The organism is Devosia sp. ZW T5_3, assembly GCF_044987315.1.
Lineage (GTDB): Bacteria > Pseudomonadota > Alphaproteobacteria > Rhizobiales > Devosiaceae > Devosia.
Genome location: NZ_JBJDRE010000006.1, coordinates 52928 through 72016 on the forward strand (window position 1 = coordinate 52928; position 19089 = coordinate 72016).

Here is a 19089-nt window from a genome sequence, read left to right on the forward strand (position 1 = left end):
AATAACTAGGGAGAGAGAACGATGTCTACCAAGAGACTTGCCGGCATTGTCGCTGGCCTCATGCTCAGCACCGCTTCATTCGGTGCCATGGCAACGGACCTGGTCATCTATCACAGCTGGTCTGCCCCGCCAGAAATCGCCGCCCTCAACGTCATCAAGTCCGGCATTGAAGCCAAGGGCCATGTCTGGACCGATATCGCCATTCCGCACGATACCGGCTCCAATGTGAACCTGATGAGCCTGATCACCGGCGGCCAGCCCCCCAACGTCTTCATGGAATCCAACCCCGGCGTCTATCGCGACATTGCCGGCATGGGCCTGGGCTTCCCACTGACGCAATGGTTCACTGAGCAGGGCATTGTCGACAAACTTCCGGCCGCCGTCGCCGCTTCGATCTCGGTCGATGGCGAAATCGTCAAGGTGCCGCAGGCGCTCCATATCGACGGCATGGTCTATTACAACATGGAAGTCGCCAAGGCGGCCGGCGTCGATCCGGCCGCCTGGACGTCGGTCGACGCCATGTTTGCCGATTTCCCCAAGATCCGCGAGGCCGGCTATGCTCCCCTTGCCGTCGGCAGCCAGCCATTCCAGGTCGGCTATCTGACCCATGCTTTGGTCGCGGCTATCGCGGGGCCTGACATCTACAAAAAGCTCTATGGCGAGGAGGTCGATCCGACGGCGCTAGACGATCCGGCTTTTGCCAAGACCCTTGAAACCCTGCGCCTGTTTGCCAATGAAGCGGGCCCGGAAGCACAAAACCGTCCCTGGAACGAAACCACTAACGAGGTCATCACCGGCAAGGCGCTGATGCAGATCCACGGGGACTGGATGAAGGGCGAATGGCTCGGCGCTGGCAAGGTCGCGGGTACGGACTTCGGCTGCATCGAGATTCCCGGAGCCCAGGCCGTGGTGGTGACGGTCGATGCCTGGGGTCTGCTCGGCGGCACCGCCGACGACGTCAAGACGGCCGAATTGGACTTCGCGGCAGAAGTGCTTGATCCGGGTGAACAGGCCAAGTTCGCCGCCGCCAAGGGTTCGACCCCGGTACGTCTCGATGCGCCCGCTGAAAGCCTCGACGCCTGCTCCACCGAGGTCTTGCGCATTCTCGAAGATCCGGCCCAGCAGGTGCAGAACCCGCACAATACTGCCGACGCCGACTGGCAGGATTCGATCTGGAACGTTGTCTTCAACTTCTGGAGCGATCCCAACATGAGTGTCGAAGACGCCATCGCCCAGATGCATGAGAACTACGACACCATCTTGGGCTGACACGACTCCCTCCCTGGGCCGGTGACCCTCGGGCCGCCGGCCGCCCTCACATCGAATGGATCGTAAGAAATGGACAAGCGCTTGCTTGATGAAGACGAGGTGATGCAGATCTGCTTCGTCACCGACGACGTGGTAAAATCGGCCCAGTGGTTCTCCGACCTGATTGGCAAGCCCATGCCCAATGAAGGCAGAGCGGCGGAGCCCGAAGAGGCAAAGGCCATCTATCATGGCAAGCCCGCCTCGGTCGGCTGTCGCATCATGATGTTCAAGTTCGGCAATATCGACGTGGAGTTTTTGCAGCCAGGCCCCGAAAAGAGCGCCTGGCGCGACCTGCTCGAGGACAGGGGTCCGGGCTGCCATCACATCGCCTTCCGCACCCGGAACCTGACCAAGCGCGACGCCTATCTCGAATCCAAGGGCCACAAGCTGCTGCAGCGCGGTGAGTTCGATGGCAGCCATGGGCGGTATGCCTATTACGACACGGTCAAGGACCTGGGCGTGATGGTGGAATTGCTGGAGTTCGACAAGGACAAGGAGGCGCAGGGCTAGGGCCGTTCGTCAGGTACCCTCTGTCCCACACACCGGCTTTCCCTCGGGCTTGACCCGAGGGCCTCTCGCCACCCACACCCTGCTGATAGTGGCCCTCGGGTCAAGCCCGAGGGAACGCCGGTGTCGTGACTGCATCGAGCCAACAAACTCAGGCCCCTCATGCCCTACCCCATCGCCTACCAGCTCTATTCTTCCCGCAATTTTCCGCCACTCGCGGCCCAGCTCCCCATTCTCAAATCCATGGGCTACGACGCCATCGAGCCGTGGCTGCCCGCTTACGAAGCGGACCCCAAGCTGTTCCGCCGGCAGCTCGATGATGCGGGGCTGAAGTGCCTCGGTTTTCACATGCCGCTGGCGGGACTGGTCGATCAGCCCGACCGTTTCATCGATATCGCGCTGACGCTGGGCGCCACTGTGATGATCCCGCCCTTCGTCACCGCCGAAGAGCGCCAGCCGAAGCCTGACTACTGGAAAGCCCTGGGCGAAAAACTGGGACGCGGCGCCGAGGCTGCCGCACCGCATGGGCTCAAGGTGGCCTGGCACAACCACGATTTCGAATATGTGCCGCTGCCCGACGGCACTAGGCCCATCGACCACATCTTCGAGGCCGGCGGGCCGGACGTCTGGTTCGAGATCGATTGCGGTTGGATCACCCGCGCGGGCGCCGACCCCGCCACTGAATTGCGCCGATATGCCGATCGCATCATCGCCATCCAGACCAAGGATACGGCGCCCAAGGGTACCGCGGCGGATGATGGCTGGACCGCAACCGGCGACGGCATTATCGACTGGGCTGCCCTAGCGCTGCTGTTCCACCAGACCGGGGCCGATCACATCGTAACCGAACACGACAATCCTAGTGATTGGCAACGTTTCGCCAAGCGCTCGATCGACTATCTCAAGGCCCTAGGGCTCTAGCCGATACGTCACCGGCCTGGCCGATCTCAATCGTAGAGGGGCGGCAGCAGCTCGCCCTATACTGCCATTCTGCAAATGCAGCGCAGAAAGGCATATATTGCTCCATTTGCTCCAAAAAATGATTATAAGTTGCACAAGGACGGTAGTTGCAAGATTCAGATTGCGCGCCTAGGCTCCTGGGGGCTCACTCGCCTGGTGGGCATTTGCGAGGAGAAAAATATGTCTGGTATCGAGACCGGCATGAGCCGGCGGCAGCTGCTGACGATGATCGGCACCGCGGCAGGGAGCGTTGTGATGTACAACGCGATGACCACATTGGGTTTCGCTCAGGCATCCACATATACGGGCCCGATCAAGCTTGAAGGTGACCCCAAGGGCGCCTCCGTCTTGATTCTGGGAGCCGGACTTGCCGGAATGACGGCTGCTCTGGAGCTGCGGGATGCCGGCTATAAGGTACAGGTGCTTGAATATCGGGAGAAGGCCGGCGGACGGTGCTGGACCTTGCGCGGCGGTGACACATACGTTGAGCTTGGCGGCGCGGTGCAAGAGGTCAAATTCGCCGAGGGCAATTACATAAATCCCGGCCCCTGGCGTATTCCCCATCACCATTATGGGGTTCTGGACTATTGCAAGCGCCTCGGCGTCAAGCTTGAGCCGTTCATGCAGGTAAATCACAACGCTTATTTGCATCATACCGATGCCTTCGACGGCAAGCCTCAACGCTTCCGCGAGATTGCTGCTGACTATCGCGGCCATGTCGCCGAACTTCTCGCCAAGGTGGTCAATCAGGATGCGCTGGACGAGACGGTCTCGGAAGAAGACGCCGCGCTTCTGCTGGAATCTCTCAAGACCTATGGGGTTTTGGACGAAAACTATGCCTATGTGAAAAGCGACGACGCCTCCGAGCATCGCGGTTGGGAGAAGGAGCCCGGCGGTGGTGTCGATGGCGCGCCGATTCCGTCCGAGCCCATCGCTCTGAGCGAAATATTGCAGTCGCGCCTCTGGGCAAACCTCATCACCGGGGACTCCATCGACCACCAGGGCACGATCTTCCAACCTGTTGGCGGCATGGACATGATCGCCCAGGGTTTTGAAAAGGTAGTCGGCGAGCTGATCACCTATAATGCCAAGGTCACCAAAATCGAACAGAGCGACAGGGGTGTGGCCGTCACCTATGTCGACAGCAATGGCGGGGAGGGCGAACAAACGGCGAGTGCGGACTATTGCATCTGCACCATCCCCTTCTCCATTCTTGGACAGATCGAGCACAACTTCTCCAGCGAGATGAGCTCCATCATTGACTCCATGCATTATGCCGGATCGGTCAAGTTTGGCCTAGAATTCAAGCGCCGCTTCTGGGAGCAGGATGAGAGAATTTATGGCGGCATAACCTATACCAACCTGCCGATCTCGCAGATTTCATATCCCTCCACCGACTATTTCAGCGACGGGCCGGGCGTGCTGCTGGGCGGCTATAGTTGGGGCGCAACGGCGTACCAGTTCAACGCATTGCCTCCCGAAGAGCGGGTAGCCAAGGCAGTGGAGTACGGCGCGCAAATTCACCCGCAATATACCCAGGAGTTCTCCAGCGGCGTTGCGGTCACCTGGCACCGTGTTCCATGGGTTCTGGGTTGCTATGGCATCTGGGCCGACAAGGAAGCGCAATACGCCACTGCCGCCGCCATGGATGGCCGCACTTTGATGGCCGGGGAGCACATTTCCTATCTGCCAGCTTGGCAGGAAGGCGCCATTCTCTCCGCTTTGGATGCCGTTACGCGTCTGCACCAGCACGTCGTCAGCGCCTGACAGCGATCAGGAAAGGATCTCATCATGAAATTACTCAAGATCGTCGTCGCCCTGGTTCTGGTATCCTTGCCCGTGGCGGCAGTGGCTCAATCAGACGCTGAGATGATGTTCGCCAATCCCAGCAAGCTGACGCAGACAGAAGGCAAGGACATCTATGATGCCATCTGCGCTGGCTGTCATATGCCGGAGGGTCAAGGTGCTGTGGGTGCAGGTAAGTACCCCGCACTGGCCAATAACGAGTCCATCGAGGCTGCCGCCTATCCGATTTACGTGATTATCCACGGCCAGAAGGCAATGCCGCCCTTGGGCGGTGTACTCAACGACGAGCAGATTGCTGCGGTAGTTGAGTATATCCGGACCAATTTCGGGAACAATTACACCGAAGCGGTGACCGCTCAGGAGGTCACAGACTCCCGCTGACGCATCTCTGGCGGCCGGCCAGGCTGGCCGCCCCTAGCCACGTTTTATCGGAGTATCAACTTGATCAAGCAATTTGCCCTTGTCTTCGTCGCCAGTTCGGCCTTGTCGCTTCCTGCGCTGTCGCAGGAGGTGATCCGCCACTCCAATCCAGGTTCGACCTTTCCGATAGCGCGGGCCGTTGAAGTTCCTGCTGGAAAGACGACCGTGTATTTAAGCGGAGCGGTTCCCTCGGTAATCGATGAGAAGGCCGACCGCGCTACACCTGCAGCTTATGGGGATATGGAAACCCAGACCGTCAGCGTTCTGAGATCTATCGAGAAAACCCTGACGGATCTCGACCTCACACTGGGCGACGTGGTCAAGATGCAGGCGTTCCTGGTTGCGCCTGATGGTGAGCAGCTCGATTTCGAAGGATTTATGAGCGGCTATACGCAATTTTTCGGCACGACGGAGCAGCCGAATTTGCCGTCTCGTTCCGTAGTGACCGTTGCTGGACTCGTCAGCCCGGGTTGGCTGGTCGAAATCGAGGTCACGGCAGTACGCCCGTGAAATAGCTGCGGCACGACCGCGGGCCGAGCTTGACGCCAAGCGCCTCTTTTATCGGCATTGCCGCTCAAAACATTCCCGGAGCAAATGCACTCTTGCGAATGCCATTGCTCCGGGATTTTGTTGCCGCCAATCCCCTGTCTTCGACAGCAGGGACCGTGCCGTTTGCCAGTCAAAAAGCAGTCTGACCACTGCCACCCCATTGAGGCCGCCTGCCGCGCCTCAAGGGACGGCAGCTTTTAGGAAACCGCTGAGGGGTCTTGGATGACCGCAATGAGGCGCTTCGCCGACAGCTCCAATGACCGTCGGCCAAGTTGGAAATCTCAGATTTCGGTAGCCTTCTCTGAAAGAGAAAGAGCATCGTCAACATCGACGCCCCAGATACCTGTGACCTAGCAATATCTGGATGGCCCGCAGGTTGCCTGTGGCTTTGTAGATGAGCAACGCTTAGGTTCGGCGCATGGAGTGGGTGCCATATTCCTTCGGCGTTAGACCGATAGCCGTTACCCACTCGTCGACAAGCCTCGCAGACTGACGCGTGCTTACCCTAGCGCGGGAGGCTTCTGCCGATCCCCTCCTAGCTATCCGCCCAATACAGGCGTTCTTCGGCGTCCAGGTCGTTCACGACATGGCATTCCGCATCGATCCACATGGTCGGCCGCGTCTCGATGTCATAGGCAGGCCAATCCACCACACCCTCGGCATGGGGGACACCCGCTCGCGCAAATCCGGCCCATAGAGCGCTCATATGGGCCGACGCCGCCAGCCGCTGCGGGGACTGGTCAGCAGACATATAGCTGCCCAGATTCTTGTCGGTGTTGGCGAACTTGATGTTGATATCGGCGGCATGGGGTGAGCCGACGGAATAGTTCGTGCCGGGCACTTTGACCGGGCTTTGATAGGCCAGGTGGTACATGAAGACCGGGGCGGCGCCCTGCTCCACCTTGGCCTCGGCAATTTTCACCGCATCTTTCCAAATCGCCGATGTGGTGATGGCGAAATAGATTTGAGACGGACTGGCATCGGGTCGAGAAGCCTGGAAAGTGGCGATGATTTTGTCCAGCTCGGCGCCCTTGTAGGTGCCACCCAGGCGCTCCCGCAAACCGGTTTCGTCCATGTTGAACACATCGGGCGGACCAAAGGTGCTGAAAAACACGGTCTCGTCGCGGGTGGTTCCGACCATTAGCGGTTTGTCGGCAGAAAAGGGCGCCACGGCATCGGCGAAGGGATTTTGGGTGATAATGGTGCCATCGATGAACGATCCAAAGCCCGGGATCGGGTCAGGATTGCCCCACGGGGCAAGACCCCTGGAGCCATCCGCCTCTTGCACTTCGAGCAGCTTTTCGGCTGCAATGTCTTGCAACTGGCCGATATCGCCGGGGGCAAGGCCAAGGAGATCCAGGGGTCTTGCGCGCCCGGGCGGTTGCCGCGTCTCGGGTTGGGAAACGCAACGGCGCAGCGCTTTCAATCGAGGCCTTGTGGAACAGGCTCGCAGCGCCCGGCATGGTGTAGATGGCAGCCGTTTTGGAGCCGCCGCCGCTTTCGCCCCAGACCATGATATTGTCCGGGTCGCCGCCGAAATTCTCGATATTGTCGCGCGTCCATTGCAGGGCGGCCTGGATGTCGAGCATGCCGGCATTGGCGGCATAATCGCCCTCTGCCAGATCACCCAGGAACAGGTACCCCAAGAGTCCGAGGCGATGATTGGATTGCACGACGACAACATCATAGAGCCGGGCCAGATTGGTGCCATCCTGACCGGTCGCGGCGCCCGAACCGATCATATAGCCGCCGCCATGGTTGTAGAACATGACGGGACGAGGCTTGTTGTCCGCGGCAGGTGTCCAGACATTGAGATAGAGGCAATCCTCGGAGGGGGCCGGCATGCGGCCATTGCCTTTCGGCCCCATCTCGCCGCCGGGCACCTGGTAGGATGGGTTTGCAAACACATCGAAGGACGTCAAAAGGCCGAGCACTTCCTGGTCCACCCACGCCTGGTGGCGAGAAGGAGCACGGCGGGTGCGGGCTCCAAGACGGCTCCCCCTGTGCGCTAACCTTCGCCTGGGCCCAAATCACCCAAACAACGCTCCGACCGCATCGGCCCAATGCCTTGGCGTCGACTTACTCCGGGGCGGGCTGGAGATCACTGCCGGCGCGCAGCGCAAACATCGCAACGGCCGCTTTGTGGCCCAACGCACCCGCGGGGATTCAGACCGCTTTGTCCCAGCGCCTCGGTGAACTGGACAGCCTCGAGGAGACCACGGCAATCGAGATGATATCGGCGTGGTGGACACGCGGCAACCGGGAATATTCCTTCATTCAGGTCGGCTCGTGCGCCACCGTCAGGGGAACGCGGCAAGGATCCAAATGTCACCCATGACAGGAGCGGCAGCAACCGACCCCATATCGGTCGCTCCGTCCCACGATAGAATTCCTAAAAGCTGTCGTTCGCCACTGCAGGTCAATATGGGCACAGCCCCCAATTGGCCGTTCCCGCGAAAGGAACCCCTTTAGGCCACGCCAGTAGCGGACACTAACCCCTTCACGGCTCTCGCAACGGGAGAGGGTCATCTGACCCTACCCTAGTCAGGCGTTCTCTCGCCAATCGGCAGGGTAAAGGAAAATCTGGCGCCACCGAGGGTGGAATTGTTGTCGGCACTAATCTGGCCGCCGTGGGCCTCGACGATCGATCGGCAGATCGGCAGCCCCATCCCCATGCCATTGTCTTTGGTCGTGTAAAAGGTGTCGAACAGGCGCGGAAGATTGGGCTCCGGAATGCCCGGCCCGCTGTCTTCGACCGAGCATTGCAGAAGGACCGGCGACACCAAGCGCGTCGTCACCAGAAGTTGGCGCTGGGCCGCCGCGTCGTGAGCCATGGCTTGAATAGAGTTGACGCACAGGTTGCCGATAACCTGCTGGATCTGAGTGCGGTCGAGCAGGCTGAATGTGTCTCCAAGGTCAAGAGCCAGAGTGGGCCTAACGCCGTTCGTTTGCATCTCATGCCCCAGGAACAGCATGACCTCGCGCGCCAATAAATCAAATTCAACCGTTCGCGCTTCGGCGTGCGGTTGACGGCCATCGCACGAATACGGCCGATGATGTCGGAAGCGCGCCGAGCATCGGCGATCATGTCCGTCGTGCTTTCCAGTGCGTGCTCGATATCGGGCACTTCTCGTTGCAGCCAACGCAATCCCGCCTGCCCGTTTGCCACGATCGCCCCGAGGGGCTGATTGACCTCGTGGGCGATGGATGCGGTCAGTTCACCAAGCATGGAAATCCGCGCGGCGTGTGCAAAGTCCGCTTGCACACGGTTCAGAGTCTGCTGCGCCTTCACTCTTTCACCAATATCCTCGAAGCTGAGCAGAACCTGATGTTGGCCATCAGGAAACATGAGCCAGTCGCAGCCAAATCGGACGTCGATGACCCGGCCGCGCAAGGTCACCATTTTCGTGTCTTCACGGTAGCTGGCTTCGCCGCGTAGGCGGGCCGCAATGCATCGTGCGACGGTTCCGCGCCCTTCTTCGTTCCAGAACCGCCCGGTGGGTCCGAGCATGTCCCCCACCTCGCGTGCCTCGAACATTTCCATGGAGTATCGGTTGCTGTTGACGATCTTGTATCTTTCAAGCAGCCAAACCAGTGTCCCCGGATGGCTCTCCAGGTAAGCGCTTACGTCCGTCTGCCCGCTTCCAAGGAACTCTTGAAAAAACGGCATCGTAGCCGTCTCATCGAGCTGGCAAAGAGCGAGAGGCGTATGATGGAAAAGGTCTCGGTAGCGTTCGCCGCTGAGCGTTCTGTCGCTTTGGCCCTCTGAAAGCTGTGCGCTTTCCCCGTCGTCTCTGAGCGCGAGGGTTGTCTCGAAAAATCCAATCAGTTGGCCGGCAGCGTCCCGCCGTGCCGTAACCTGCGTGCTGACGGTGACAGGCTTCCCGGATGCGTGGCCGCGCGTCATCGTCGCGCTTGCCCTGCCAAACTCCCGAGCACGCCGCAGCAGTGTTACCTCCACCGGGCTCGAACTCGAGGTCAGCGATGCCACGCTTCGTCCGATCGCCTCCTCGGACGTCCAACCATAGAGAGCCTCGGCGGGCCGATTCAAAGCGGTGATGCTGCCATCCGGCGCAAGGATGGCGACGCTCTCTCTAAGAGCATTGAAAAGGTCGCCGTCGGAAAACGTCACACTACCGAGCGCGTCGTTTGGCATCTGCTCCACCCTGACTATTGTCCCGCTTGAGACGAATACTTGTGGCAGAACCGAGCCTGTGACTAGAAATGCAACGCCCGGGTAACGCAGTAAACCAATGTGTCCGCGTCGAATGGCTTGTAGACAAGGCTCTTCGCGCCGGCCACCAATACTCGACCCTCCAGGCCAGGTTGCTTCTGCGCGGTGATCGCAACAATGGGAACATTGTAACGCTCCCGGTTGAGACGAGCCATTAGCTCGACACCGCTCATGCCCGGCATTTGCAGGTCGGTGATGATGCAATCGAATATTTCAATCTGGCCGCCTTCGATGAAGGCTTCGGCCGATGAATAACTGCGTGCTGAATGGCCAAGAGATTGCATCAGAGCCACCAGGGCGCGCTGCATCGACTCGTCATCGTCAATGATGGCTATGGTCTTGGTATAGTTCATGGAAATATATGAGCCGGGAAGACGCTAGGGTAGTTCACGTCACCGCTTCGCATCGGCCGCCTTTACCTGCTCAGCCATGCGAACCAGATCCGGCAGCGTCTTCGCCCCCATTTTCTGCATCGCGTGGGCGCGGTAAATTTTGACCGTGACCTCGCTGATATGAAGATCGCCGGCGACCTGCTTGTTCATCTTGCCGGAGGTGACACCCATCATCACCTGCCGCTCGCGTTCGGAAAGCGACGCAAACAGTGCCCGCAGTTCGGACGCAGATTTTTCGGTCGCTCGACGCTCCAGGTCACGCTGGATTGCGCGATCTACAGCATCGAGCAAATCCTGGTCACGGAAGGGTTTCGGCAGGAAATCGAGTGCTCCCGCCTTCATTGCCCGCACAGACATCGGGATATCACCGTGCCCGGTAATCATGATGACCGGAAGGTGGATGCCAAGACCGGCCATCTGTTCATGCAGGGCGATGCCGTTCTTGCCTGGCAAACGGACGTCAAGAACGATACAGCCCGGCGCCAAGTCATCAAAATTCCCGAGGAACTCCTGTGCGGACCCATAGGTTCGGGCTCCGAGACCGACTGACCCGAACAGGTTCGCAAGCGCCCGTCGCAGCGAGTCATCATCATCGACAATATGGACGACGGCGGCGTCTGACATCTGCGAGCCTCAAACAATCCGGCGACTATAGCATCGTGGCGCCCAGCTCATCACTCACACCTAGGTATACTCCAGGGAGTGCTGTGTTCGCCCGGTGACTGGTAAGCGTCGACGATGACTGCATATCGGTCATCCTGCGATAGTCGTATTTTGACCTGTGAGTACTGTCCCAAAAAGCCGGCCGTTCGACCCGTGAGTTTCGCGAGGGATGCGAAGGTATGGTTCGGCAATCTCAACGCACGATATTTCCCATGGCCGGCCTCGATCATGTTGCTCCTATCACCGAGATCGGCTCGGTTTAGGGAGACGAATATGACGATCAATCTAAAGACCGTGCTTGCCGCCGGCGCTCTTGCGCTTGCTGTCGGCGCCTCCTCTGTCGGCTCCGTTGCCGCCCAGGACATCGGCGTCAAGAACATCGTCCTTGTCCATGGTGCATGGGCTAATGGATCGGGGTGGGGCCCGATCTACGAAATTCTCAAAAAAGACGGTTACAACGTCCGCATGGTGCAGAACCCGCTGACGTCGCTGGCGGACGACGTCGCCGCGACCGACCGGGTGCTCGACCGCATGGACGGCCCGACTATTCTCGTCGGCCATTCCTATGGCGGCGCGGTAATCACCGAAGCCGGCGACCACGAGAAGGTCGTGGGCTTGGTCTATGTCGAAGCGTTCATGCCCGATGTCGGTGAATCGGTCTTTGGCATGATCCCGCAGGACCCCAACCATCCGCCGCCGTTTGACTTCACCGCGGATGGCTTTGCCTTCTTCAACGAGCAGGCCTTTGCGCCCGGCTTCGCTGACAGCCTGTCGATGGAGGACGCCGAGTTCATGCGCGACAGCCAGGTGCCAATCTCACTGAATGATGCCGGTGCCTTTCCGCTGACCGTTGCCGCCTGGAAGACCAAGCCGACCTGGTACCAGACCGCTGATGCCGACCACGTCATACCCCCCGAGCTGCAGAAGTTCATGTACGAGCGGGCGGGCTCCACCGTCGAGACGGTTTCGGGCGGCCATCTCGCATTCATTGCCCACGCTGATGCGACGGCCAAGCTGATCGAAACCGCTGCGACCGCTGCTGCTCAGTAGCCCGGCGGCCATCCCGCGAGGCCAGCGCCCGGCTTCGCGGCTGCGTGCCGCCGTCCCAATGCCCCATGCCCGGACGGCGGCACGCCACCTCGCAGTCGTAACCCTCCGATGGTTCGCAACGCCTTCATGCTGCATCAGGAAACTTAGCGCACTGGGCAGGTCGCGCCCGTAACTGAACCTGCTCTCCCCGTTCTACGTGCCTCCCCACCCAACAGGAGATCGAAAAATGACCAAGACGATCATGTTGATCCACGGCGCCTGGCTCAACGCCAGCAGCTGGGAGAATTGGAAGGCCCACTATGAAGCCAAGGGCTTCCGCGTTGTTGCCCCAAACTGGCCGCACGACGAGCGAAGCCCAGCCGAACTTCGCGTCAATCCGCATCCAGACATGAAGAATATCGGCTTCAAGCGGATCGTCGACAGTTACGAGGCCGAGATCTGGCGGCTGCCGGAAGAACCTATCCTCATGGGTCACTCTGCCGGCGCCGTCTTCGTCCAGACCCTGCTCGACCGCCGTCTCGGCGTCGCCGGTGTCTCGATCGATCCGGCGCCGACCACCGGCGTGCCGCTCGGTCCGCACTCGATCGTCTCGGCATTCCCCGTGCTCGGCTCGCTCGGCAGCTGGGGTCGCGTCATGCGCATGTCCCGGAAGTTCTTCGCCACCCGGTTCGCCCAGACCATCCCGACCCGCGCCGAAGCCGACGAACTTTACGACCGCTACATTGTGCCGACGCCAGGCAAACTCTACTGGGACGGCATCCTCACGAAGTTGGGCAAGATCCGATGGGACAATCCCTACCGTGCACCGTTGCTACTCATCGGCGGCGGTGCCGACCTGATCGCGGATGCGAGCATGACCAGGTCGATCTACGACCACCAGAAACGTGCTGCGTCCAAGACGGAACTGCACATCTTCCCAGACCGCTCTCACTGGACCTGCATGGATCCCGGTTGGGAGGAGGTCGCCAACCTCGCCCTCGACTGGTCTTTGAAGAACATGCGTAAGCCGGCCGAGCTGGCGCTTCCGACCAACGTGAGTTGAGGGAAGGCCAGCACGCCTCCCGAAAGGTGAATGCCCGCTTTGGCGTTCCTATACCCGAAAGCGGCCCCGTTTTCGACGTTGCGCGTCGCTCCCCGGACGACCGCTTTTGGGACTCGGCCAGCGCGACGCTGACGGCAGAAATGGGGCACTTCGCTGCATTCATTGAGCTTTTCTTTGCTCTACAAATGCAGGGTTACTCGCGGATGGCTCGGGCCGTATTAGCCGGCCTCGGGTTTGCCATTCTCCCACTCCGCCACACTTGGTGTCTTTACTTCGAACTGGTCCTGCGTGCGGGTATAGCTGTGGCCGCCGAGGCGGCCGATGGCGTCCATGGCGTGCTGGTCGATGTGCAGGTTTGTGGGGTCGAGCGCGTCGGAGCGGACATAGAGGCCGACGACTTCGCCAAGGATGATTTCGCGGGCCTTGCCGACTTCCAGGGTCATGTAGCGGCGGCATTCGAGGGCGGCTGGTGCCGCGAGGATGCGCGGGCTGCGCACCATTTGGCCCCGGGCGGTCGCTAGGCCAGCTTCGGCGAGTTCGTCCACTTCTCGGCCGAATTTGATGGCGCAGATTTCCATTTGTGCCGCCAGGGCCTGATCGACGATATGCACGGTGAATTCGCCCGTTTCGCGGATATTACGGGCCGTGTCCTTGAAGCTCATGTCCGAATAATTCTCGACGCCGATGGCGACGATGGCCGGATCATGCGTGAGCACATTGAAGAAGCTGAAAGGGCCGGCATTGGCTCGGCCATCAAGGCCGAGCGTGGTGATGAGAGCGATCGGGCGCGGGATGACGGTACCGATCAAGAGCTTGTATTTTTGCCGCGCATCGAGCGCGGCAAAGTCGAAATGGGTGTGGGTCTCGGCCGGATGGTCCATTAGCCGGCGACCCGGTGGGTCTCGAGCGGGGTATGGCGGCTGAGGTTCTCGAAGCCGTCTTTGGTGACGAGATAGCAATCGCCGATATTGCAGCCGGCGGACTGGGCTTCGAGCCATTGGGCGTGCAGCACGAAGATCATGCCTTCCTCCAGCCGATCGAAATTGTGCGAGGAGACGTTGAAGCTGTTCTGCGCCCCGGCCATACCGACGGAATGGCCCAGATTGGGGTTATGCGGACCATGGGTGGCCGGATAGACATGCATGAGCTTGCGGCCCTGCGCTTCCCAATCGGCGTCCGGCACATATTGGCGCGGCAGCAGGCGCGGACCGCCATCGTCAGCCGGGCTCCAATTATAGGGCATGGTGCGGGCATCGGGCGCGCTCAACAGGCCATGATCGATATAGGACGAGAAGGCGGCGTTGTTGACCTCGCTGATCAGCGTGCCCGGGCGGATCAGTTGTTCGGCGCGCTTGACGCCTTCGGTGCAGGCGGTGAGTACCTTTTCCTGGCGGGCGGTGATGTCACCGACGGCGATCATGCGCGCGGTCTGGGCGGTGTAGCCACGATAGGTGACGTTGGAGATATAGAGACTGATCAGGTCGCCGGGGCGGGCGACATGCCCATAGGGCTTGCCGCAATGGGTGCCATATTCGTTGATGCCGATCTGGTAGCCGTCGCCGGTTTCCCCGCCACGGGCGAGTTGCGCCAGGCTGAAGGCCGCGTAGATTTCGGCATCGGTCACCCCGGGGCGAGTGACATGGTAGGCCGCCTGGGTGCCGATGCTGATGAGCTGGGCGGCGGCGCGGAACATTTCCACTTCACGCGGGCTGCGCAGCTTCTGCATGCGGTCGATGATGGCATTGTCGTCGACAAATTTGGCCGACGGCATGGCTTGGTCGAGATAGCGCCAGAATTCGAGAGAGGCGCGATCGCCCAGGCGCCCGATCTGGCCCCTGGAAAGGCCCAGTTTGGCGAGCAGATTGGCGCAATGCTCGGCGGTGAGGGCGACTGACGAGCCCGGCCGGTCGGCATATTCGCGGCCAATGGCGCCGATCTGCCAGACGTCCTCCACCAGCATGGGCTCGCCGCCCGGCGGCAGGATGACGGCCTGGGTGAAGAAGGAGAGCAGCGTGATCGGCTTGTCGCTATCGGTGGGGATGATCAGTACGCCTTCGCGCATCCAGTCGCAGACATAGCGCAGATAGGCGTTCGAGGTGTGGAACCAGCCCACCATGTCGGTGTGGATGACCAGCGCGTCGTGCCCCGCGAGGACGGCCTCGCGGCGAATGCGGCGCAGGCGCTCTTCGTATTCCTCCAGGGGCAGTGGCAGCGGGGCCTTGAAATCGAAGTTCGGCTGGAAATCGGACAACATTTCTTCGATCCGGCGGGTGCCGGCGGTGGCGTGGACGTTCATTTTTAGTTCCTTGTTGGCGAGCGCCGTAGCGCGTTGGCTATGAGGTTTGGGATTTGCCGAGGGCGCGGCGGCCAATGAGCAGGCCGATCAGCACCACGGTTATGAGAATGCCGGACATAGCGGCGACGCGGACGTCGAGCCCTTCCTCGATCAGTGCGAACATGCGCAGCGGCAGCACCGTGGTCGATGCATCGGCGAGAAAGAGCGAGATCGAGACATTGTCGAGCGACTGGATGAAAACCAGAAACGCCCCGGCCAGAATGCCCGGCAACAGCAGGGGCAGGGTGACGCGGCGCAGCGTGGTGAGCCAGCTCGCGCCCATCAGGGTCGATGCTTCCTCCAGCGATGGATCGAGCCCCTGCGCTACCACCGCGACGGAGCGGTACATCAGCGGGCCGAACACCACGATATGGCCTGTTATGGTGAGCCAGAGCGACGGCCGGATGCCGATGAGATTGGCGACGATCAGCGCTGCCAGGCCATAGACCAGGCTCGGCAACACCAGGGGCGACAGCAGTAGCGGCTCGACCGCATTGGCCGTGTTGCGACGAACCCGACTGGCACCGATGGCGGCGGGCACGGCGAACAGCAGCGCGCCGAGCACGGCCAGTGCCGCGATCTTGAGCGAGTTGAAGGCGGCGATATGCTCGGTGGCGGAGCGCACCGGATCGAGCAGGGCTTCATACCAGCGCAGCGAGAAGCCTTCGGGCGGAAATTTCAGCGTCTGTCCGCCGGTAAAGGACATGATGAGGGCCAGCACGATCGGCGCAATGAGGAACATCAGGCACAGCGTGCCGAAGCCGAAGACGAATATCTTGTAGAGCCATTCGGGCAGCGGATTGGTCTTATATCTAACCATGACCGACGAGCCTCCGGTGACGGGACAGCATGGAGAGGACCAGCAGGAGAATGCCGGTGGTGAAAAGCAGGACAACGGCAATGGCCGAGGCCAAAGGCCAATCGAATAGCGTGCCGACTTCGCGATAGATCAGCTGCGGCACATAGACATTGCGGGCGCCCCCGATCACCGCCTGGGTCACGAAAGAGGCGCTGGTGCTGGCATAGACCAGGATCCAGCCGGCCAGCAGCGCCGGCAGCATGAGCGGCAGGAGCACCGTGACGAACACCCGCCAGGGCCCAGCCCCGGACACTTCAGCTGCCTCGGTCAGATTGCGCGGCAGGCGGGAGAGGATGGCGACCAGCGGCAGGATGATCAGCGGCAGATCGATCTGCGTCATGGCCAGCACGAGGCCCAGCTCGGTGAACATCAGGCTGATCGGGCCGCCGGTCAGCCCGAGCGCCATCAGGCTCTCGCTGATCGGCCCCTGCCGCCCGAGGATGACGATCCAGGCAAAGGTGCGCACCACATTGCTGGTCAGCATGGGGATCAGCGTCAGGAAGATGATGGCCTGCCGCATGCGCTGGCCGCTATGCCAGAACAACAGGGCAATCGGGATGCCGAGCAAGGTGGTGCCCAACACCGTCTCGAAACCGAGGCGGGCCGTGTTGAGCAGGACGCGGAAGTTGAAGGGATCGCCGAGGAACTTGGCATAGTTCTCCAGCGACGGCCCGGTCTCGCCGGCAAAACTATAGGCGACGAGCAGAGCGAGCGGCAGTGCGAAGAACGCCACCGACAATGCCAGCATGGGCACGAGGAATGGAAAGCCGCTCGCTCGCATCGGTCTAGCCTGCAACCAGGGCGTCGAAGGCGCGAATCCAGTCGGCTCGGTTCTTGTTGATCATCGCCCAATCGGGATAGACCAGCGAGGGGATGGTATCGCGGGTGACAAACGCCTCGATGCCCGGCGTCAGGGCCACATCCATATTGGTCGGGAACATTTCGGTGGGCGGCAGGGTCAGCTGTTCCTGCGCGGCCTTGGAGATGGCGGCATCCATATAGGCATAGGCCGCATCCAGATTAGCCGAGCCCTTGGTCAGGTGGATATTGACCGGCGCGGCGGGCGAACCCGTCTCGGGATGCACGAATTCGGCATTGAGGCCCAGGCTCTTGAGCTTGGCGACATTGCCGGTGCTGCATATGAACACGGCGATCTCGCCCTGCTGGTAGAGCGACATCTGGCTATTGGTGCTGTCGACAACGCCGGCCAGGTTTTGCGGGTGATCGGCAAACAGCTTGAACACGGCCTCCATGTCATCGGGGCCGCTGCCATAGATACTGGCGAGCTGGGTATAGGCCATGACAGCGGTGTTGGAGCCAAAGCCGGTCCAGGAGACCTTGCCGGCAAAGGCGGGGTTTTCGAACAGGTCGGCATAGCCTTTCGGCGCCGGCACCAGATCGGGATTATAGGCGATGCCGTTGACTTCGACGGTAACGGTGGGACCATATTCGCCCTGGAACGCCGGATCGAGCTTGCTCCAATTGGCGAGCCGGCTGGTGTCGATTTTCTGAATCAAATCGTTTTCGAGGGCGATGGCCATCTGGCCCGGCGACATCAGCAGTGTGTCATAGGCTGGGTTGCCGGGGCTGGCCATGATCTTGGCCAACTGGTCCTGCGCCAGGGCCGGAGCGATGGTGAGATCGAACCCGGCTTCCGAGACCAGCGGGGTCAGCACGCGGCGATAGGCATCCTCCCAATTGCCGGGGAAAGTCGCGGCAACCATGCTGCCATTGGCAGCGCGGGCGGGAATGGGCAGCAGGCCGGCGGCCGCCGCACCGGCGGCGAGAAATCCGAACTGGCGGCGGGTCAATTTCATTGCAGTCATGTCATGCACCATGGGGTTCGAGGCAGGATCAGGCAGAAGGCGTCCCGGACTGGGCCGGAAAGACGTGGCATCGGGCGGTGTCGATGCTGGCAAAGACGGTGGAGCCGGCGGCCGGGACAAGAGTTTCCGGGCCGCGTGCCTGGCTAGCGCGCAGCTCGCCGCCATTGGCAAGAATGAGATCGTGCACTAGGCTGGGGCCCAGCGGCACGGAGACGCCGACCGTGGCAGCCAGCGCATTGGCGGCGGACGTATCGACTAACGACACATGTTCGGGCCGGCAGGTGGCGACGACAGCAGCGCCGGTGACGAAATCCAACCGGCGGGGCAGCGACAGAGCCTCGCCCGAGCGGAGGCGAAGAATTGTCGCATTCGTCTCTAGTGTTTCAACGATGGCTTCGAACTGGTTGGCCTGGCCGATGAAGCGATTGACGAACAGGGTCTGCGGCCGGTCATAGACCGCCATGGGCGTATCGATCTGCTCGATGCGGCCCTTGTTCATCAGCACGAGCGAACTGGCCAGACTCTGCGCCTCTTCCTGATCGTGGGTAACGATCAGCGTGGTAATGTCCAATGTCTTTTGCAGGCGCAGCATTTCGACCTGCAGGTCAAAACGCAGTGCCCGATCAAGCGCGCCAAAGGGTTCATCGAGCAGCAGCAGGGATGGGCTGGGCGCCAAAGCGCGGGCGACGGCGACGCGCTGCTGCTGGCCGCCCGAGAGTTCACGCGGCAGGCGCTTGGCATAATCGGCCAGTCGCACCAGTTCGAGCATTTCGGTAACGCGTTCGCGGCGCTCCGTCCGGCCCACATGCAGGCAGGCCAGGGGATAGGCGATATTCTCGGCCACCGTCAGATGAGGGAACAGCGCATAATTCTGGAACACCATGCCGATACCGCGTTCGCGCGCCGGCAAATGCCCGAGATCCGCATCCCCCAGCATGATGCTGCCACTGCGCGGGCTAACCAGCCCTGCGATGGCGCGCAGCACGGTGGACTTGCCGCAGCCGCTCGGGCCGAGCAATGCGGCGATCTCTCCAGCGGGCACCGTGAAGGACACCTCGTCAACGGCGGCAGCGCCGCCATAACTATGGGTCAGCCCCCGGACGGACAGGGTATTGGCAATGAGGCCACTCATTTGGTC

Annotated in this window: 20 protein-coding genes and 1 pseudogene; 8 read left to right on the forward strand and 13 right to left on the reverse strand. The window is 61.0% G+C overall.

Annotated features, from left to right (window positions below):
• Window positions 1-21: 21 nt before the first annotated feature.
• From ACI3KW_RS09210 to ACI3KW_RS09235, 6 genes are all read left to right on the forward strand, one after another.
• On the forward strand, window positions 22-1269 hold the full coding sequence (locus ACI3KW_RS09210; protein ID WP_404847822.1) for an ABC transporter substrate-binding protein: 1248 nt from the start codon (window positions 22-24) through the stop codon (window positions 1267-1269).
• Window positions 1270-1338: 69 nt separating this feature from the next.
• Window positions 1339-1818: a VOC family protein gene (locus ACI3KW_RS09215; protein WP_404847823.1), complete on the forward strand. Its 480-nt coding sequence runs from the start codon at window positions 1339-1341 to the stop codon at window positions 1816-1818.
• A gap of 159 nt (window positions 1819-1977) precedes the next feature.
• The gene (locus ACI3KW_RS09220) at window positions 1978-2736 is read left to right on the forward strand and encodes a sugar phosphate isomerase/epimerase family protein (RefSeq protein ID WP_404847824.1); all 759 of its coding nucleotides are present in this window, start codon (window positions 1978-1980) and stop codon (window positions 2734-2736) included.
• 129 nt (window positions 2737-2865) lie between these two features.
• A complete protein-coding gene (locus ACI3KW_RS09225; RefSeq protein ID WP_404847825.1) occupies window positions 2866-4542 on the forward strand; it encodes a flavin monoamine oxidase family protein in 1677 nt (558 codons plus the stop codon).
• Window positions 4543-4566: 24 nt separating this feature from the next.
• A complete protein-coding gene (locus ACI3KW_RS09230; protein ID WP_404847826.1) occupies window positions 4567-4962 on the forward strand; it encodes a c-type cytochrome in 396 nt (131 codons plus the stop codon).
• Between the two features lie 60 nt (window positions 4963-5022).
• The gene (locus ACI3KW_RS09235; protein WP_404847827.1) at window positions 5023-5511 is read left to right on the forward strand and encodes a RidA family protein; all 489 of its coding nucleotides are present in this window, start codon (window positions 5023-5025) and stop codon (window positions 5509-5511) included.
• 320 nt (window positions 5512-5831) lie between these two features.
• On the opposite strand, the pseudogene ACI3KW_RS09240 reads toward ACI3KW_RS09235, so the two are convergent.
• The 7 genes and pseudogenes from ACI3KW_RS09240 to ACI3KW_RS09270 form a co-directional block, all read right to left on the reverse strand.
• Window positions 5832-6054 (reverse strand): annotated as a pseudogene (locus ACI3KW_RS09240) (integrase); the annotation flags it as partial.
• A 31-nt stretch (window positions 6055-6085) separates the two neighbouring features.
• Window positions 6086-6871 (reverse strand): carboxylesterase family protein, encoded by a 786-nt coding sequence (locus tag ACI3KW_RS09245; protein ID WP_404847828.1) that lies wholly within the window; start codon window positions 6869-6871, stop codon window positions 6086-6088.
• Window positions 6789-7484: a carboxylesterase family protein gene (locus ACI3KW_RS09250; protein WP_404847829.1), complete on the reverse strand. Its 696-nt coding sequence runs from the start codon at window positions 7482-7484 to the stop codon at window positions 6789-6791. Before ACI3KW_RS09250 ends, ACI3KW_RS09245 begins: the two co-directional genes overlap by 83 nt.
• Before the next feature lie 606 nt (window positions 7485-8090).
• Complete coding sequence (locus ACI3KW_RS09255; RefSeq protein ID WP_404847830.1) at window positions 8091-8384, reverse strand: ATP-binding protein; 294 nt, start codon at window positions 8382-8384, stop codon at window positions 8091-8093.
• Window positions 8345-9706: a PAS domain S-box protein gene (locus ACI3KW_RS09260; protein ID WP_404847831.1), complete on the reverse strand. Its 1362-nt coding sequence runs from the start codon at window positions 9704-9706 to the stop codon at window positions 8345-8347. The genes ACI3KW_RS09255 and ACI3KW_RS09260 overlap by 40 nt, the downstream gene beginning before the upstream one ends.
• A 62-nt stretch (window positions 9707-9768) precedes the next feature.
• Window positions 9769-10137: a response regulator transcription factor gene (locus tag ACI3KW_RS09265; RefSeq protein WP_404847832.1), complete on the reverse strand. Its 369-nt coding sequence runs from the start codon at window positions 10135-10137 to the stop codon at window positions 9769-9771.
• Window positions 10138-10176: 39 nt separating this feature from the next.
• Window positions 10177-10800, reverse strand: a complete 624-nt coding sequence (locus ACI3KW_RS09270; RefSeq protein ID WP_404847833.1) for a response regulator transcription factor — start codon at window positions 10798-10800, stop codon at window positions 10177-10179.
• Window positions 10801-11112: 312 nt separating this feature from the next.
• Between ACI3KW_RS09270 and ACI3KW_RS09275 the strand changes: the two genes are divergently transcribed.
• Window positions 11113-11889: an alpha/beta hydrolase gene (locus ACI3KW_RS09275; protein ID WP_404847834.1), complete on the forward strand. Its 777-nt coding sequence runs from the start codon at window positions 11113-11115 to the stop codon at window positions 11887-11889.
• Between the two features lie 226 nt (window positions 11890-12115).
• Window positions 12116-12931, forward strand: a complete 816-nt coding sequence (locus ACI3KW_RS09280; protein ID WP_404847835.1) for an alpha/beta hydrolase — start codon at window positions 12116-12118, stop codon at window positions 12929-12931.
• A 218-nt stretch (window positions 12932-13149) separates the two neighbouring features.
• On the opposite strand, the gene ACI3KW_RS09285 is transcribed toward ACI3KW_RS09280, so the two are convergent.
• The 6 genes from ACI3KW_RS09285 to ACI3KW_RS09310 are packed head-to-tail and all read right to left on the reverse strand — an operon-like array spanning window position 13150 to window position 19083.
• Window positions 13150-13812, reverse strand: a complete 663-nt coding sequence (locus ACI3KW_RS09285) for a flavin reductase family protein (protein WP_404847836.1) — start codon at window positions 13810-13812, stop codon at window positions 13150-13152.
• The gene (locus ACI3KW_RS09290) at window positions 13812-15227 is read right to left on the reverse strand and encodes a M24 family metallopeptidase (protein ID WP_404847837.1); all 1416 of its coding nucleotides are present in this window, start codon (window positions 15225-15227) and stop codon (window positions 13812-13814) included. Before ACI3KW_RS09290 ends, ACI3KW_RS09285 begins: the two co-directional genes overlap by 1 nt.
• Window positions 15228-15264: 37 nt before the next feature.
• A complete protein-coding gene (locus tag ACI3KW_RS09295) occupies window positions 15265-16086 on the reverse strand; it encodes an ABC transporter permease (protein ID WP_404847838.1) in 822 nt (273 codons plus the stop codon).
• Window positions 16079-16906: an ABC transporter permease gene (locus ACI3KW_RS09300; protein WP_404847839.1), complete on the reverse strand. Its 828-nt coding sequence runs from the start codon at window positions 16904-16906 to the stop codon at window positions 16079-16081. Before ACI3KW_RS09300 ends, ACI3KW_RS09295 begins: the two co-directional genes overlap by 8 nt.
• A gap of 4 nt (window positions 16907-16910) precedes the next feature.
• Window positions 16911-17951 (reverse strand): PotD/PotF family extracellular solute-binding protein, encoded by a 1041-nt coding sequence (locus tag ACI3KW_RS09305; RefSeq protein WP_404847840.1) that lies wholly within the window; start codon window positions 17949-17951, stop codon window positions 16911-16913.
• Window positions 17952-17979: 28 nt separating this feature from the next.
• A complete protein-coding gene (locus ACI3KW_RS09310; protein WP_404847841.1) occupies window positions 17980-19083 on the reverse strand; it encodes an ABC transporter ATP-binding protein in 1104 nt (367 codons plus the stop codon).
• Window positions 19084-19089 lie beyond the last annotated feature (6 nt).

Excerpts from the sequence above, each read along its gene's own strand:
- ACI3KW_RS09220 (WP_404847824.1), top strand. The coding sequence starts at position 1,978 with ATGCCCTACCCCATCGCCTACCAGCTCTATTCTTCCCGCAATTTTCCG.
- ACI3KW_RS09215 (WP_404847823.1), top strand. The coding sequence starts at position 1,339 with ATGGACAAGCGCTTGCTTGATGAAGACGAGGTGATGCAGATCTGCTTC.
- ACI3KW_RS09255 (WP_404847830.1), bottom strand. The coding sequence starts at position 8,384 with ATGGCTCACGACGCGGCGGCCCAGCGCCAACTTCTGGTGACGACGCGC.
- ACI3KW_RS09260 (WP_404847831.1), bottom strand. The coding sequence starts at position 9,706 with ATGCCAAACGACGCGCTCGGTAGTGTGACGTTTTCCGACGGCGACCTT.
- ACI3KW_RS09275 (WP_404847834.1), top strand. The coding sequence starts at position 11,113 with ATGACGATCAATCTAAAGACCGTGCTTGCCGCCGGCGCTCTTGCGCTT.
- ACI3KW_RS09285 (WP_404847836.1), bottom strand. The coding sequence starts at position 13,812 with ATGGACCATCCGGCCGAGACCCACACCCATTTCGACTTTGCCGCGCTC.
- ACI3KW_RS09310 (WP_404847841.1), bottom strand. The coding sequence starts at position 19,083 with ATGAGTGGCCTCATTGCCAATACCCTGTCCGTCCGGGGGCTGACCCAT.
- ACI3KW_RS09230 (WP_404847826.1), top strand. The coding sequence starts at position 4,567 with ATGAAATTACTCAAGATCGTCGTCGCCCTGGTTCTGGTATCCTTGCCC.
- ACI3KW_RS09210 (WP_404847822.1), top strand. The coding sequence starts at position 22 with ATGTCTACCAAGAGACTTGCCGGCATTGTCGCTGGCCTCATGCTCAGC.
- ACI3KW_RS09265 (WP_404847832.1), bottom strand. The coding sequence starts at position 10,137 with ATGAACTATACCAAGACCATAGCCATCATTGACGATGACGAGTCGATG.
- ACI3KW_RS09305 (WP_404847840.1), bottom strand. The coding sequence starts at position 17,951 with ATGACTGCAATGAAATTGACCCGCCGCCAGTTCGGATTTCTCGCCGCC.
- ACI3KW_RS09270 (WP_404847833.1), bottom strand. The coding sequence starts at position 10,800 with ATGTCAGACGCCGCCGTCGTCCATATTGTCGATGATGATGACTCGCTG.
- ACI3KW_RS09300 (WP_404847839.1), bottom strand. The coding sequence starts at position 16,906 with ATGCGAGCGAGCGGCTTTCCATTCCTCGTGCCCATGCTGGCATTGTCG.
- ACI3KW_RS09295 (WP_404847838.1), bottom strand. The coding sequence starts at position 16,086 with ATGGTTAGATATAAGACCAATCCGCTGCCCGAATGGCTCTACAAGATA.
- ACI3KW_RS09290 (WP_404847837.1), bottom strand. The coding sequence starts at position 15,227 with ATGAACGTCCACGCCACCGCCGGCACCCGCCGGATCGAAGAAATGTTG.
- ACI3KW_RS09280 (WP_404847835.1), top strand. The coding sequence starts at position 12,116 with ATGACCAAGACGATCATGTTGATCCACGGCGCCTGGCTCAACGCCAGC.